This window comes from Ruegeria sp. CK1, assembly GCF_056536545.1.
The window spans coordinates 1326826-1342097 of record NZ_JBQFPX010000001.1; the positions used below are offsets into that span (position 1 = coordinate 1326826).

The 15272-nt window shown below is 53.0% G+C and carries 14 protein-coding genes and 1 tRNA gene; 7 read left to right on the top strand and 8 right to left on the bottom strand.

Annotated elements, in window-relative coordinates; genetic code table 11:
• Window position 1: 1 nt before the first annotated feature.
• The 5 genes from ACR0L3_RS06440 (at window position 2) to ACR0L3_RS06460 (ending at window position 4119) form a co-directional block, all read left to right on the top strand.
• A complete protein-coding gene (locus ACR0L3_RS06440; RefSeq protein WP_480744575.1) occupies window positions 2-469 on the top strand; it encodes a hypothetical protein in 468 nt (155 codons plus the stop codon).
• Window positions 470-777: 308 nt separating this feature from the next.
• Window positions 778-1155, top strand: coding sequence for a hypothetical protein (locus ACR0L3_RS06445; RefSeq protein WP_480744577.1), 378 nt, complete (start codon window positions 778-780; stop codon window positions 1153-1155).
• Between the two features lie 205 nt (window positions 1156-1360).
• Window positions 1361-2371, top strand: a complete 1011-nt coding sequence (locus tag ACR0L3_RS06450) for a branched-chain amino acid ABC transporter permease (RefSeq protein WP_480744579.1) — start codon at window positions 1361-1363, stop codon at window positions 2369-2371.
• On the top strand, window positions 2368-3681 hold the full coding sequence (locus ACR0L3_RS06455; RefSeq protein ID WP_480744581.1) for a branched-chain amino acid ABC transporter permease: 1314 nt from the start codon (window positions 2368-2370) through the stop codon (window positions 3679-3681). The genes ACR0L3_RS06450 and ACR0L3_RS06455 overlap by 4 nt, the downstream gene beginning before the upstream one ends.
• 186 nt (window positions 3682-3867) lie before the next feature.
• Window positions 3868-4119 carry a hypothetical protein gene (locus ACR0L3_RS06460; RefSeq protein ID WP_480744582.1) on the top strand — a complete coding sequence of 84 codons (252 nt, stop codon included), beginning with the start codon at window positions 3868-3870 and terminating at the stop codon, window positions 4117-4119.
• A gap of 45 nt (window positions 4120-4164) precedes the next feature.
• Here ACR0L3_RS06460 and ACR0L3_RS06465 read toward each other — a convergent pair whose 3' ends face one another.
• Window positions 4165-5706 (bottom strand): helicase HerA-like domain-containing protein, encoded by a 1542-nt coding sequence (locus ACR0L3_RS06465; protein WP_480744583.1) that lies wholly within the window; start codon window positions 5704-5706, stop codon window positions 4165-4167.
• Window positions 5707-6146: 440 nt separating this feature from the next.
• Between ACR0L3_RS06465 and ACR0L3_RS06470 the strand changes: the two genes are divergently transcribed.
• Complete coding sequence (locus ACR0L3_RS06470; protein ID WP_480744584.1) at window positions 6147-6740, top strand: invasion associated locus B family protein; 594 nt, start codon at window positions 6147-6149, stop codon at window positions 6738-6740.
• Window positions 6741-6804: 64 nt separating this feature from the next.
• Here the strand turns inward: ACR0L3_RS06470 and ACR0L3_RS06475 are convergent, their stop codons facing one another.
• Genes ACR0L3_RS06475 through ACR0L3_RS06490 form a run of 4 tightly spaced genes read right to left on the bottom strand, consistent with a single transcriptional unit; the run spans window position 6805 to window position 11044 of the window.
• A complete protein-coding gene (locus ACR0L3_RS06475) occupies window positions 6805-8013 on the bottom strand; it encodes a beta-ketoacyl-[acyl-carrier-protein] synthase family protein (protein WP_480744585.1) in 1209 nt (402 codons plus the stop codon).
• Window positions 8014-8022: 9 nt separating this feature from the next.
• Window positions 8023-8280 carry an acyl carrier protein gene (locus tag ACR0L3_RS06480; RefSeq protein ID WP_480744586.1) on the bottom strand — a complete coding sequence of 86 codons (258 nt, stop codon included), beginning with the start codon at window positions 8278-8280 and terminating at the stop codon, window positions 8023-8025.
• Between the two features lie 32 nt (window positions 8281-8312).
• Window positions 8313-9404 carry a UDP-3-O-(3-hydroxymyristoyl)glucosamine N-acyltransferase gene (gene lpxD, locus ACR0L3_RS06485; RefSeq protein ID WP_480744588.1) on the bottom strand — a complete coding sequence of 364 codons (1092 nt, stop codon included), beginning with the start codon at window positions 9402-9404 and terminating at the stop codon, window positions 8313-8315.
• 35 nt (window positions 9405-9439) lie between these two features.
• Window positions 9440-11044 carry a L,D-transpeptidase family protein gene (locus tag ACR0L3_RS06490; protein WP_480744589.1) on the bottom strand — a complete coding sequence of 535 codons (1605 nt, stop codon included), beginning with the start codon at window positions 11042-11044 and terminating at the stop codon, window positions 9440-9442.
• Between the two features lie 355 nt (window positions 11045-11399).
• Between ACR0L3_RS06490 and mepK the strand changes: the two genes are divergently transcribed.
• A complete protein-coding gene (gene mepK / locus ACR0L3_RS06495; protein WP_480744591.1) occupies window positions 11400-11969 on the top strand; it encodes a peptidoglycan L,D-endopeptidase MepK in 570 nt (189 codons plus the stop codon).
• Between the two features lie 269 nt (window positions 11970-12238).
• Here the strand turns inward: mepK and ACR0L3_RS06500 are convergent, their stop codons facing one another.
• The 3 genes from ACR0L3_RS06500 to ACR0L3_RS06510 all read right to left on the bottom strand — a co-directional run bounded on the left by ACR0L3_RS06500 (window position 12239) and on the right by ACR0L3_RS06510 (window position 15270).
• Window positions 12239-13609, bottom strand: a complete 1371-nt coding sequence (locus ACR0L3_RS06500; RefSeq protein ID WP_480744593.1) for a hypothetical protein — start codon at window positions 13607-13609, stop codon at window positions 12239-12241.
• Between the two features lie 297 nt (window positions 13610-13906).
• Window positions 13907-13983: transfer RNA gene (locus ACR0L3_RS06505), tRNA-Arg, on the bottom strand.
• Between the two features lie 66 nt (window positions 13984-14049).
• Window positions 14050-15270, bottom strand: coding sequence for a cysteine desulfurase (locus ACR0L3_RS06510; protein ID WP_480744595.1), 1221 nt, complete (start codon window positions 15268-15270; stop codon window positions 14050-14052).
• Window positions 15271-15272: the final 2 nt, after the last annotated feature.

The following is a 15272-nucleotide window of genomic DNA, read 5'->3' on the forward strand; positions in this document are numbered from 1 at the left end:
AATGGAATTTTCACGGCGGCACAAAGTATCAAGCATTCTGCTGGCATTGCTTGTTTCTTCAACGTCAACGGTAGCCGCAGAAGGCGACTTGTCCGTCGTCGCACGAAAAACTCTTGCTGAAGGTGGTTACGTACTAAACTGCACAATTTCCGAGAAGTGCATCAAGGGCACGTGTTCTAGCTCGGCGAAAACAATTGAGATAGCGCTTTCTGGTGTAACTGGTCAGCTTGAATCAACAAATGCTTCCGACGCCTCCGTCGTGAAAGGCTCCTGGATTGAATCGTCCAGATACAGCGATGCGACAGGAGCGCAACTCGGGCATCTCTTAACAGTCATCGTGCCAGGTTTCGGAGACTCTGTTGTATTGGCATCGATTGATCTGGTTTCAAATGAATTTGCATACTCTGAGCACAACTCCACTAAGTTCAGAGTTTCCAATCACCACGGCTTATGCATGCCGGTAAACTGAAAGGCTTCCTCAACCCTTTTGGTGCTCCTCACCTTCGTTCTTGTTCGTGTAGTCGCTTAGAGCAGCCCAATTATAGGGTGCGAACATGACTAAGGCTAAACTGTGATCACCACCTGCATTTATAGCAACGTCACCACTTTATTTTGTACTATTTTCAGTCCAATAGATCATTTTCAAAACCATCACGAAAACCCGCCATCGGCTAAAATTTCGCCACGTTCCCCCCTTACCCACGGCGTGCGAACAGCAGGAATCAGATATCTGATTCTCAACACCTTTGGGCACTCGCCCCCTTCAGGAGACAAACTATGAAATATCTGGCAGCGCTTGTCGCCGTCGTTCTGCCTGCGACCGCGCAAGCCGTAACGCAAGCCCCCGCGCAAAGTGAAACTGTTTACGAGTGCCAGATTACCGAAAGCTGCAATCACGGTGGATGCCAACCCATTGATCCCGCCCGTTCAGTTGTGTTGAAAAAAAGCGAAGTTAACTACAAAGGTCTGGTTCAAGCAGACGGCCAAGAGCATGAAGCAATGGTGATCCCCGGTCTCGGGACGCTGGAGTTTCTGCAGATACAAGGTACGGCAACTGTCGGGTACACGTTGAAGTTCGAAACTGGACACCTTGAAGTTAGGGCAACTGGCGGCCAACAACGAAATGAGCGCGGCACCTGCACGCCTCTCAAGTGACCTAGTCTCACTTGCAAGAAACGCGAATTCGAACCAATCAAGCGCCGGGCAGGAACAACCCTGTCCGGCGTGTTTCGCTTAGCCACAAGAAGGACAGCGCATCCTAATTTTTTCTGCGGAATTCTACTGTTCACAACCGTTGAAATATTGTGTCTCAGCGCGCTTGCATGCCATAAGGCCGCACCCGGCGGAATGGGAAGGTGAAATGGACATACTAAACGCGCTTGTCGCGCTTGCTAATTTTGTGCTGGTGCCTGCGATTGCCTATGGCAGCCAACTGGCATTGGGGGCGCTGGGGGTCACGCTGATTTACGGCATTCTGCGATTTTCCAACTTTGCCCATGGCGACACGATGGCCTTTGGCGCGATGATCGCCGTGCTGGTCACGTGGGGGCTGCAAGCCGCCGGGGTTAGTTTTGGTCCGCTCCCAACCGCATTGCTGGCCCTGCCCTTTGCAATTCTCGGCTGCATCGTTTTGGTGCTGATCACTGATCGCCTTGTCTATCGGTTTTACCGAGAACAAAAGGCCAAGCCCGTCATTCTGGTGATCGTGTCGATGGGTGTGATGTTCATTATGAATGGCCTCGTGCGTTTCATCATTGGACCGGACGATCAGAGGTTTTCAGACGGCGCGCGGTTCATCGTCTCTGCTCGGGACTTCAAAGAAATGACGGGGCTGAACGAGGGGCTGGCGATCAAGACCTCTCAGGGTATTACAGTGGTTGTCGCAGTGCTGGCCGTGGCGCTGCTTTTCTGGTTCCTGAACAAGACACGCACCGGAAAATCAATGCGTGCGTATTCGGATAACGAAGACCTTGCCTTGCTGTCGGGTATTAATCCGGAACGTGTCGTTATGATCACCTGGATCATCGTCGCCGCACTCGCGACCACTGCGGGCGTTCTTTATGGGCTGGACAAGAGCTTTAAGCCTTTTGTCTATTTCCAGTTGCTGCTTCCGATTTTCGCTTCGGCTATTGTTGGCGGTTTGGGCAGTCCACTAGGCGCCATCGCTGGTGGATTCATCATCGCCTTTTCCGAAGTCACCATCACATACGCGTGGAAAAAGGTAGTGACCTACCTGGCTCCGGAAAATTTGGCGCCGTCGGGCTTGGTTCAGTTTCTGTCCACCGATTACAAATTTGCGGTCAGCTTTGTCATCCTGCTGATCGTGCTTCTATTCAAACCTACGGGTCTGTTTAAGGGGAAAGCGGTATGACCGAATCCGTCAAAAATACGCTTCTCTTCGCAATTGTTGGCGGATTGATCCTGTTAACAGGTTTCACACAGAGCTGGAACGCCGCAATTCTGATCCTCAACATGGGGCTGATCTCGGCGGTGATGGCGCTTGGGGTAAACCTGCAATGGGGCTTCGCGGGGCTGTTTAACGTCGGCGTCATGGGTTTTGTCGCGCTCGGTGGTCTGGCCGTTGTGTTGGTTTCGACCCCGACCACGCCCGGAGCATGGTCCGCCGGTGGATACGGCATAGTTTTGGCCCTGCTGTTAGGTGCAGCAACGGTCATTGCCACTGTTCTTGTGGCACAGAAGATACCTAAAGGCCGGTTTCGGACCCTCTCGATTATCGCAATTCTGGTCGTCGGCTTCTTTATCTACCGCGCCGTATTCGATCCTAACGCTGCCGCAGTTGAAGCGATTGAACCCGCAGTCGCGGGCAATCTTGGCGGTCTTAACCTTCCCGTTCTTCTAGCTTGGCCGGCGGGTGGTCTGTTGGCTGCCGGTGCCGCTTGGTTGATTGGGAAAACCGCTTTGGGTCTTCGGTCAGATTATCTGGCCATCGCAACGCTGGGAATTGCCGAAATCGTCATCGCGATCTTGAAAAACGAAGACTGGCTGGCTCGGGGGGTCAAGAACGTGTACGGCATTCCGCGCCCTGCGCCGGTTGTTGGGTATGAGGTCGACCTGCAGAATGACCCCGGCTTTGTTTCACGGGCCGAATGGTTCGGGTTGGACCCAGTCACGGCTTCGACACTGTCGGTCAAACTAGGTTATTCGCTGCTTTTCCTGATCGTGTTGCTGGTCTTGCTTTGGATGGCTCAAAAGGCACTACACAGCCCCTGGGGCCGTATGATGCGCGCCATTCGAGACAACGAGGTCGCAGCAGAGGCTATGGGTAAGGATGTCACACGCCGCCACCTACAAATCTTTGTATTGGGCTCGGCAATCTGCGGCATCGCGGGCGCCATGATGACAACTCTGGATGGTCAGTTGACACCAAGTGCGTATCAACCGCTGCGGTTTACTTTCCTTGTGTGGGTGATGGTTATTGTTGGTGGATCGGGCAACAATCTAGGAGCGGTTCTCGGGGCATTTGTCATCTGGTTCCTGTGGGTTCAAGTTGAACCCATTGGTCTGTGGTTGATGAGTTTGATTACAGCCGGAATGCCGGACGGGAGCGCCCTTAAGGCGCATCTGATCGAAAGCGCCGCGCATATGCGGCTGTTGACGATGGGCTTGATCCTGTTGGTTGTTCTCAGATTCAGTCCAAGAGGACTTATTCCCGAGAAATAGTCAAAATTGACGTTAATTTGAGGAACCGCGCCGTTTATTCGACGCGGTTTCTTGATTCATGAACCCAACCTGAATAGACCAATTCTAATTGGGCATGTTCCGGACCAGCGCCAGATCGCCTTCACGTTTAATTAGTCAGTTGACGCTGATACTGCAGGTCACCTCTTGAGAGTAAGAAGACGACACATGAGAACTTCGCTTATCCCTAAAATCCTAATGCTGCCGGTCGTTGTCAGTTTGGCTGCATGTATCCCCTCACCGGAAGATCTGGAAACCGAACCGGTCAAGGTCCAGACTCCAAAGGGTGTGGTGACTTGCCAGCTGTACCGCCCGGATCGTGTCATTTGGGATCGCGCAATAAACTTTCCCGCCGACAAGATGTCAGTGCCCGAGGCGGACGCCTACTGCAAACAAGAAGGTCAGCGTCGTCTGAAGTGATTGGATCAACGCCGCGCATGATAAAAACCGCGCGGCGCCTTGCCTCTAACGGGCGCGGAACAACCCACCAAGAATTCCGCGGACGATCTTGCGCCCGGTTGTCCCTTTTAGCTCTTTGATGACGGCTTCACTCATCGCCGAAGCGAAAGTGTCTTTTTGCCGTGTCACACGCGACGAAGATCGCCCGACCCGGTTACCGGAATAGCGACGTGCGGTAGCGAATTCGCGTTCGGCTACAGTTTGCGTCTCTTCCATCTCTTCCGCTTTGGCAGCAGCTTGCGCCGCTTGACCCGCACGAGCCTGTAGAATTTCAAAGGCCGATTCACGATCCGTCAAAGCGCCGTATTTGGCTTTCATGGGTGAGGCATCGATCAATGCCTGACGTTCGACCTTAGTAATTGGCCCCAGCTGAGACGAAGGCGGTCTGATCAAAGTCCGTTCGACGACACCAGGCACGCCTTTCTTTTGCAGCATCGAGGTCACTGCCTCACCAACGCCGACCTCACGAATTGCGGTTTCGGTATCAAAATTTGGGTTCTCGCGATAAGTTTCCGCAGCCAGGCGCAGGTTTTTGCGATCACGCGCCGTGAAAGCACGCAACGCGTGCTGAACCCGGTTACCTAGCTGCCCCAGTATGTCCTCAGGGATGTCTGCGGGGTTTTGCGAAATGAAGTAAACACCAACCCCTTTCGACCGGATTAACCGGGCAACCTGTTCAACTTTGTCCACCAAAACTTTGGGAGCATCTTCGAATAGCAAGTGCGCTTCATCAAAGAAGAAGACAAGTTTAGGTTTTTCAGGATCACCGACTTCTGGCAGTTCTTCAAAGAGTTCACTCAAGAGCCACAGTAGAAAAGTCGCATATAGTCTAGGAGACCCCATCAATTTATCCGAAGCGAGGATATTCACGATACCCCGCCCCTTTGAATCTGTGCGCATCAGATCAGCCAGTTCCAGCGCAGGTTCGCCAAACAGGTTTGTTCCACCCTGATTTTCCAACACCAGCAAACGCCGCTGGATTGCGCCGATCGATGCGGTCGAAACGTTGCCATAGCGCAATGACAATTGTGCCCGGTTTTCACCGATCCAAACCAGCAATGCCTGTAGATCCTTTAAATCCAGCAACGGCATGCCTTCTTCGTCCGCGACACGGAAAGCGATATTCAAAATTCCTTCCTGCGCCTCGCTTAGATCCATGAGCCGTGAAAGTAGCAATGGACCCATTTCTGTCACTGTCGTCCGAACAGGGTGCCCTTGTTCTCCAAACAGATCCCAGAAAGTCACAGGGCACTCGGCGTATTTATAGCCCTCATATCCGATACGCGTGGCGCGATCCTGAAAGGCCTGATTCAGTTTGTGGCTTTCGGTGCCAGCTTTTGCCAGACCAGACAAATCGCCCTTAACGTCGGACAAGAACACCGGAACACCTGCTTCTGAAAACCCCTCGGCCAGAATCTGCAAGGTCACCGTTTTACCGGTGCCTGTCGCCCCCGCGATCAACCCGTGGCGGTTCGCGTATTTCAGGTTCAAGGATTGAGGCTGACTGTAGTCGTCACCTGCGCCGCCTAAAAAAATGTTATTGTCCATGTATGTAAGGCCTTAATTTCACCGATCTGCCCTCAGCATACAAAGTTAACCTTTGACTGCGATAGTCAATTCGCGGCCTTTGTACCGTTGGTATTTGGCCGCAAACTTCCTCCCTGTTGACTGGCCGCGCCTTCGGGCGCGGATTTTTTTTTAACGGAAACCTTGATCTTCCATTAAAAATTCAGGTTTGCAGTTGACCGCTGCGTTCCCCTCTCGTAACTTCTGCGCATAACTAAGTCGGCCAGTCCGACGGGGAGAAAATTTATTGGAGGGGAGCCACACCGCTGGCTCCCTTTCTGTTTGGAGTTTCGTCAGTCCAAAAGCACAAAAAGCGGCGAAAATCCGAGTAAATTCTTCTGACTGGTCAGCTTAACGCCTGACACCGCGGTGTAAGAGTGTTAAGACCCACAAAAAAGAGCAACCACGCAGCCGAGGCATTCATGATTAAGAAACTTCTTCCTCTGACCGTAGTGACCGCCATGCTTCTGACTGGCGCTGTCAACGCACAGGAAACACAAAGCGAACAGGCGCAACAAGCACCCGCAGACAACGGACTGGATCTTGGTACATCCGGCCCACGTGTCGGCGAGCAGTTTGTAAAAGAGACAAGCGGAGACTGGGAGATTTCTTGCGTCAAAGCTCAAGCAGGTGAAGATCCTTGCGGGATGGTTCAGATTTTGAACGGTCAGCAGGGCGAACCGTTGGCCGAAGTGACGATTGGTAAACTACCTCAAGGTGGAGCCGCCGTAGCGTGGGCTAACGTAATTGTCCCATTGGAGACCTTGCTTCAGGCACAGCTTGCCCTGTCTATCGATGGTGCGCCACGCAAACTCTATAACTACCACCATTGCCTTCCAGTTGGCTGTGTCGCGCAATTGGGCCTTAGCCAGGGTGATGTCGATGCAATGAAGGCGGGCAGCAAGGCCGTTTTTTCACTAGTGCCAGCACGCTTTCCAGATCAGGTCGTGAACATGGATTTATCGCTGTCCGGATTTACTTCTGCGTTCGACAGCCTGAACATCAATCAGAACTGATCTGGTAAAAATGAAAATGCCGCCGGTATAGATCGGCGGCATTTTTGTTCAGAAAGATAGTGTTTTAGACCCTTTTCAGGGCAAGAACCGCGTTCAGGCCACCAAAGGCAAACGCATTGGTAAGTGCCACTTCAACTTTCGCCTCGCGAGCATCGTTGGGCACGACATCCAACGCACATTCCGGGTCCGGCTCTTCATAGCCGATAGTCGGGGCGATCACCCCATCACGAAGCGCCATTATACAAGCAAGCAACTCAACCGCTCCGGTGCCGCCGATTAAGTGGCCGTGCATCGATTTTGTCGACGAAATCATCAGATCATCCGCATGTGGCCCGAACACGTCGGCCACTGCTGCGCATTCGGTTTTGTCGTTAGCAGCAGTTCCGGTGCCATGCGCATTGATGTAACCAACTTGATCAGCGTTTAAGCGCGCATCCAACAGTGCACCGGACATGGCGCGTGCCGCCCCTTGTTTGCTGGGCATCACGATATCTGACGCATCCGAAGACATCGCGAAGCCTGCAACTTCGCAAAGGATACTCGCCCCGCGAGCTTTGGCATGTTCGTATTCTTCGAATACAAACACCCCGGCGCCTTCACCCTGCACCATGCCATTGCGGTTCGCGCTAAACGGGCGGCAGGCATCCTTGGACATTACGCGCAGCCCTTCCCAAGCCTTCACACCACCAAAGCAAAGCATGGATTCTGATCCGCCCGTGACCATTACCGGCGCTGCTCCGCTACGCACCAACTGAAAAGCTTGTGCCATTGCGTGGTTGGAAGAAGCACAAGCAGTTGAGACCGTGAAACTTGGGCCTTTTAGGTTGTGCTCCATCGACACATGACTGGCCGCCGCATTGTTCATCAACTTTGGCACAACGAATGGGTGAACGCGGTTTTTCCCGTCTTCGTAAACCGATCGGTAATTGTCATCCCAGGTAGAAACACCACCACCAGCGGTTCCTAAAACAACACCCGAACGCGCGGCGAGTTCTCCGTGAAACTCGATACCCGATTGATCAATTGCTTCTTTCGCGGCTGTCAGCGTGAATTGCGTGAACCGGTCATAAAGGCTCATTTGCTGGCGATTAAAACGCCCTTCAGCCTCAAAGCCACGCACCTGACCGCCGATTTTTATGGAAAGACGCTCAACATCGCGGAATTCCAAATCAGAGATTCCACAACGCCCTTCGCGCATGGCCTCTAGCGTATCGGGGACGGAATGGCCCAGCGAATTGATCGTTCCGGCCCCAGTAATGACAACGCGCTTCATAATGTTATGTCAGACCTTTTCCGACACAAGCTTTTCAATCCCGGCAACAATCGCAGCAACGTTGGATATGTCAAAGTCACTAGCCTCAGGTTCGTTGGCATTGAAAGGCACCGAAATATCGAATTCTTCTTCGATGGCGAATATGCTCTCGACGAGGCCGAGGCTGTCTATACCCAGGTCCTCAAGCGTACTTTCGAGCGTGACGTCCGAAGGCTCCAGCACGGCCTGCTCAGCAATGATTGCGATGACGCGGTCGGTGATGCTCATGTCGGTCCTCTGATTTTCCCGTTGCGGATGATTTAATCGCTCGGGGGCTGTTTGAAAACAGCCTTTTTCAACGCCTCGACGTCACGCGCCATTCGGGGCAAGCGACGTTGCGCTTTGTAGATGTCGGTATGGGTTTCCATTTTAACACCCGGATACCCCATGATGACCCGACCCGGAGGGACATTGGACAGAATTTTAGTGCCACCACCCGAAATCACGCCATTACCAATAAAGATATTGTCGACCACGCCGGTCTGGCCGCCAAGTACGACATTATTGCCGATCTCGACCGAACCGGACACGCCGGTCTGGCCGCACAGAAGGCAATCCTGTCCCACGCGGGTGTTGTGGCCAACATGTACCAGGTTATCCAGTTTGGAGCCGTTGCCGATGCAAGTATTCCGGATTGTTCCGTTGTCGACCGTGCAATTGGCGCCAATTTCGACGTCATCGCCAATCTCGACTGCGCCCAGCGAATGGATGCGCAGCCAACTTTGCGCGCGTGCATCGCCCTGATCACCCATTGTCTTTCGGACGTTTTCCACTCCTGAAACTTCTGGCGTCACAAAGCTAAACCCGTCGCCACCGATGCGCGCGCCCGGTTGCGCGATGAAGCGATTGCCGATCTGAGCCCGCGCACCAATGCTCACCATTTCTCGCAGAACAGCATTGTCGCCCAAAACGGCGTCCATCCCGATCACACAATGCGCTCCGATCACTGCGCCTTTGCCGATACGGACCCGTGCGCCGACAACAGCCAAGGGTCCAATTGCCGCGCCTTCGCCTATTTCCGCCGTAGGATCGATCACAGCCGAAGGATGAATGCCTGGCTCAACGCCCTGCCCCCGATCCAGCATCGCGGTGATCCCCGCCATTGCCATACGCGGCCTTGGCACGAAGATCGCAGCCGCGAGACCCAGCGCTTGCCAATTCGCGCCCTCCCACAACACGGCAGCCTTCGCTGACCCTCCACTCAACGCCTCAGCGTATTTCGGAGACATCGCCATCGCCAAGTCTGAGCCAGTAGCGTCAGCCGGTTCCGCCGCGCGTTCAATCAAAAGGCTAGTGTCGCCCTGACTTTCCGCACCTAAAGCGTCGGCAATTTGCTGGATCGTATAGTGCATGTCGGGCTTCCCGGATTAAGGACTTGCCCTGCTGATTACCCTTGAACGTCCGGCAGGACCACCCCCGCTTTCTGCAAGGCCTCCCAGATTTTTTCATCTCGCTCATAGACATCGCGACGATACTGAACGTCTCCTTTCGGCCCGATGTAGGCCGTGCGGTAGATCAAGTGAACTGGGACGTGCTGCTCCAGTTGCACAGTCGTTTCCTTACCGGTCGCCAGAACTCGGTGGAAAAATGCCTTTGGATCTTCCTCTTGTTTAGCAAGCAGCGCGTAGGCGAACTCAAATGGGTCGGCCAAGCGGATGCACCCGTGCGAGAACGCCCGAACCTCGCGCGCGAACAGACTTTTCTGAGGCGTATCATGGAGATAGATGTTGTACTGGTTCGGGAACATGAACTTCACCAAACCCAGCGCGTTGCTTTGGCTGGGTGGTTGGCGCATCGCAAACGGGAAGTTCCTGGCATTGAATTGAGTAAAGTCTACAGCTCCTCGGTTAACCTGACGTCCACTCCGGTCCGTAATCTGTATATGGCCAACCGCGTTTGGATTCGATTGCAGCTTGGGCAGATACTCTTTGGTAATGATCGAGCGCGGCACGTACCAACTGGGGTTGATGACCATGTGCTCCATCTCGTCCGAGAATTCTGGACTGCGGCGGTCATGTGTGTTTTTCCCAATGACCGCGCGCGTTTCGAACGTGACATGCCCATCGTCCACGATCTTGGCGGAAAAATCAGCCTGATTCACGAGTATGTGGCGCTCTCCGCGCTCTCGCGGCAACCAGCGTTCCCGCTCCAACGCAACATAGACAGACTTGAGTCGATCCGACGCACTGCGGTTCAATTCAGCGATCGTCCCCTGACCGGCAACGCCGTCAGGTGCAAGTCCGTGATCCGTCTGAAACGCCCGGACTGCGGCCAACATCGATCCGTCAAATTCCGGGTTGGCCGTCGGCTTTAGGTATCCCATGGACACCAGACGGTTCCGCATTTTGATGACGTTTGTCCCGGTATCGCCGAATTCCAATTTGGAGGTCGGGACCGTCGGCCCCCACCCTCCCTGAACGATGAGGTTTTCCAGAACCATTTTCTGTTTCATCAACGCCCGGTATTGGGTCGTCCGTGGACTGAGGTTGTCGAAATAATCGTCGTTTTCTGACGTGATCAGCCCATTCAGATGATCTTTGGCTGACGCCCTTTCGACACTGCGCACCAGCCCGTCGTCGATTGTTGACGGGCGTAGCGCGCCGGACTGAAGGTTCCGCGCGTATTCTACAAATGCACGGCTAAATTGGACTTCAATGGCTCCAAGATCACGTGTTGTACGTGCATCTTGCATCAGTTCAAAAAGCGTTTGCACGCTGTATGACCCTTGCGGCAATCCATGCAAGTCGGTCTTCGACAGCGCCTCAATCAAGCGCGCGCGGCGTGCAACGTGTTGCGGGGTTTCACCCACCCAGACAGGTGAAAATCCGTTTTCCCGATAGAATGTAGCGATTTCCGACCCCGAAGGCGCAAATTCGGCCACGGCCATTTGAAACGCGGTTGTTGGTCGGGTTTCCGTACTGGCCAACGCCGCGGAAGTTAAAAAACAAGCAGTGAAAAAAATTCCAGTACGTGTGCGCAAACCTGAAAACATGAGATGGCCTTGATTTTTCTGTGAATTACACTTTTAGGGCGGCGTGCCGAACAAATATGGTTGCCCACCGGCCAGATTGTCTATTCACAAACGTATCAACTCGACGCATCTGCCAGCGCGTGATGCCTGTTTGCATCGCCTGGCGACAATGCGCCACCAAATGCTTCAATATTATACATATTTGCGTCACCTGCGCAAAAAACTGCCGAAAATTCCCCCTAGAAAAGGTGAATTTGAAAGACTTCTTGGCTGACTTTCGCGACTGTGCCATAAATCCCGCATCTGGGATGGGAAGAAATTAAGAACGCGCGCGTAACATCGTGTGCAGGCAGGAACAGTACGGGACGAAACTGAAATGACGATGAGCAGTACTTCGGGCTTGACCCGGCGTGCCCTATTGGGTGCATTCGCAGCTACGGCAGTCGTAGCCGCACCGACTTATTCCAATGCAGCAGGTTTTCTTCGCGGCGGTGGCGACATTCGACGAATTCGCATGTACTCTGGCCGAACTGGCGAGCGTATCGACATGATTTACTGGGTCGATGGAAAGTACATCAAGGACGCCGTCAAAGAAGTGAACCACTTCATGCGCGATTGGCGCACCGATCAAGCCAAGGATATGGACCTGCGCACCGTCGACATAATGGCCGCGTCGCATAACCTGTTAGACGTCAATGAACCCTACATGTTGCTTTCTGGCTACCGCTCCCCTCAAACCAACGCAATGCTGCGCTCTCGTTCGCGCCGGGTCGCTAAGAACTCGCTACACATGAAAGGCCAAGCTGCTGACTTGCGCCTTTCGTCGCGGTCAGTGTCCCAGATGGCCAAAGCGGCCATGTCCTGCCGCGCTGGCGGTGTTGGCAAATACTCTCGCTCAAACTTTGTCCATATGGATTGCGGCGAGGTTCGCAGTTGGGGCGGTTAATTGGTCTTCAGAACGAAAAACAACGAGCGCCCGTGGGCGCTCTTTGTTTTTTTTGGCAACCCTAATCCAATCCGTTTTAAAAAGAACGATGCCACCTCGAAGAGCTGGATTTGAACAGACCGATCCTACTACTTTTCGAACTGATTACTGAGAAAACTACCAACGTGTTATCCAAAAGAACGCGATAATCCACGAGATACCAAAAGTTTCACAGGAAATATAGTGCACCGTTCCAAGTGTGGCGCGCAGTCCGCAGATTACACCCAACTCTACCTCGAGTCTCTGCTACGAACCGGATCGATCGCTATAGGACTGCGCCTTGTGATGGCAGCTAGGACACGAGCTAATAACCCGTAACGATTAATATGCCGTTTATACGCGCGATAGGACGGTGCTTGGGACAGACAGCGTTCTTCGTGCCAGGCACGTAGGAAATACAGGAAATTCAGTCCCAAGAGTGCAATGCAGTTCATTATCCCAGTCCAAAAATCGACAGCGATGAAGGGAATGGAAATCAGCCACCAACTTATGTTCTTGGTCAGATAAGCAGGATGTTTACTGACGCTGTAGGGAAAATCGCAGGCCAACCCGCGATAAGTCAGGTTGGAAAACCGCAATCCCATACGAGCCTCGGCCAGTGTGTAAATGGCCAAGAAAAACAGGATCGTTCCTCCCCACAAGCCGTAAAACACCGGGTAGTCCCACAGCCAGACACCCCATCCAAAACCATCCTCGACATAGTTGAAAAAGTCCCGCGAAAGAAGCTGCCAGAACGGTGCATAGCATACAATACAGACGAGCCATCCGCTGACGGTCGTTTCGGTCCAACGGATGTGCGAATTAAGCAGCCTGGTAGCGGTGGCGTAGCCGATGATTACAATTGTCAGATCAAAGAAGAATGAAAAACGGAAGAGGTAGTTATAAACATCCGAAAAATCTGCTGACGCCCAAAGAGACTTGGACGCCAAATAGCCCCAGTCTTCAACGAGATAGCAAAACATCAGCGGAAGAAAAAAGCCTTTGATTCCAAGACTTAAAAGGTAAACTTTTAAATCTTGAGCATTGGGTGAATGTTGACCCAATGTCAGCACCAGCTTGCCGAGTTGCCAAAGACCGTCCCGTCTTTTCCGCATTGTGAAATGCACAACCGTCACGTTGATTAGCACAACGGTCAGCATGACTGGCCAATATTCTGAAACCAGTGAAAAAAACGGAGCATACCAGTCATCCCGGTACACATCGGCGGTGGCATAGAAAACCGCCAGCAGTGCAAAGCTGACACCCAAACCGGTCAGCTTGACCGGAAAGTCCGAGATATAGCCGGCGTCCTGAAAATTGGAAGGCCGGTAAACTAGACCGGTTCCAGGCAAGTGACGCGATTTGCCAAATATTAGTTCCGACGCCGCCAACAGCACAAAGATAGTCAGGGCAAACAGTGCCGCCTGATCACGATAGGATGTGTTGGGCATTTCCGGCCAAAGGAAATGAACACTCGGTATTGAAACCACCGCCACCAGCCCCGTTATGGCCGGGATCGAAGAGGCCGGGCGTCTGAAAGTTGGATTGGTTTTCATACTACCGGTCCTTCTGTCGTCGCTGGGATTGTTCCCTGCACGCGTGCAGATTTCAACAGGATCCATCCAAAACGGAATTTTCCCTCGAATTCTGTGTCATGAGATGTTCAAGCTAGAATGAACGAGGATGGCTTAGATGTGGGAATAACAAAATCCATGAATGGACAGGTGCGTGACTAAGAAAAAGATAAACTTGAAATAAATTTAGCATGCACAATGCCAGCAGCCGTTGCGAGCGGCCTTTAAACCCCGGTGCGGGGCGAAGATGAATTGACCCAACTGCACCGCAGTTACGGCTAAAACAAAATATCCGGAAACCTAAAAGCCAATTCTTTTCAGCAACATTAAGCTCACTGGGAATTATGGCGCACCTGAGAGGATTCGAACCTCTGGCCTCTGCCTTCGGAGGGCAGCGCTCTATCCAGCTGAGCTACAGGTGCCTTTGCCGTTAGCTAACCTTGTTCCGATCCGGGTGCAACTGCAAATCTTTCTGGAACGGTCGGGTTTCAGGCAAACAAATCATGCGCCAATTCAAGTGCATCGATCAGCGTGTCGACCTCATTTTTAGTGTTATAGAGCCCAAAGCTGGCCCGGCACGTTGCAGTCACGCCGAAGAAATCCATCAACGGGCCAGCACAGTGATGACCCGCGCGTACAGCGACGCCTTTCTTATCGAGTATCGTGGATACATCATGCGCGTGCCCTGCCCCATCCAGCGTAAAGCTGAAGATAGCAGCCTTGTCTGGACGCGTGCCCTGCACCTGCAACCAATTCAAGCCCGTTAGCCTTTGCATGGCGTAATCTCGCAGACCGGCTTCATGAGCGGCGATGTTTTCCATCCCCAACTCCATCATGTATTCCAGCCCAACGCCCATGCCGATTATTTGTACGATGGCGGGCGTTCCGGCTTCGAACTTCATTGGCGGATCGTTATAGATCACCTGATCTTTGCTAACTTCTTTGATCATGTCGCCGCCACCGATAAAGGGGCGCATTTCGGCCATGCGTTCAGATTTGATGTAAATCGCACCAGACCCGGACGGGCCATAAAGCTTGTGACCTGTGATAGCGTAGAAATCGCAGCCAATATCTTGAACAATGACCGGCATGTGCACCGCGCCTTGGCTGCCATCGACCAGCACCGGTACACCTTTGGCATGCGCGCCTTCAGTGATCGCTTTGACGTCCACGACGGTGCCCAGAACATTTGAACAGTGGGTTACGGCCACCAGTTTGGTCTTTGGGCCAATGGCATCTATCACCGCCTGCGGATCAAGCCCTCCGTCAGCATCCACATCGACCCATTTCAAAACAACGCCCTGACGTTCACGAAGAAAGTGCCAAGGCACGATGTTGGCGTGATGCTCCATAACGCTGAGAACGATCTCATCGCCTGCCTGCAGGCGCGGCATTGCCCAGCCGTAAGCGACCAAATTGATTCCTTCGGTCGTCCCCGTGTTCAGGACAATCTCGTCCTCATCTGCAGCGCCAAGGAATTTGGCAATCGTACCGCGGACGGACTCGTATTTTTCAGTCGCCAAGTTCGACAGGTAGTGCAAGCCGCGATGCACATTCGAGTATTCCTCGGCATAAGCCCGCGTTACTGCATCGATCACCACCTGAGGTTTCTGAGCCGAAGCACCATTATCCAAATAGGTCAACGGCTTACCGTTCACCTCACGTGACAAGATGGGAAAGTCTGCACGGATTTTTTCTACGTCATACATGG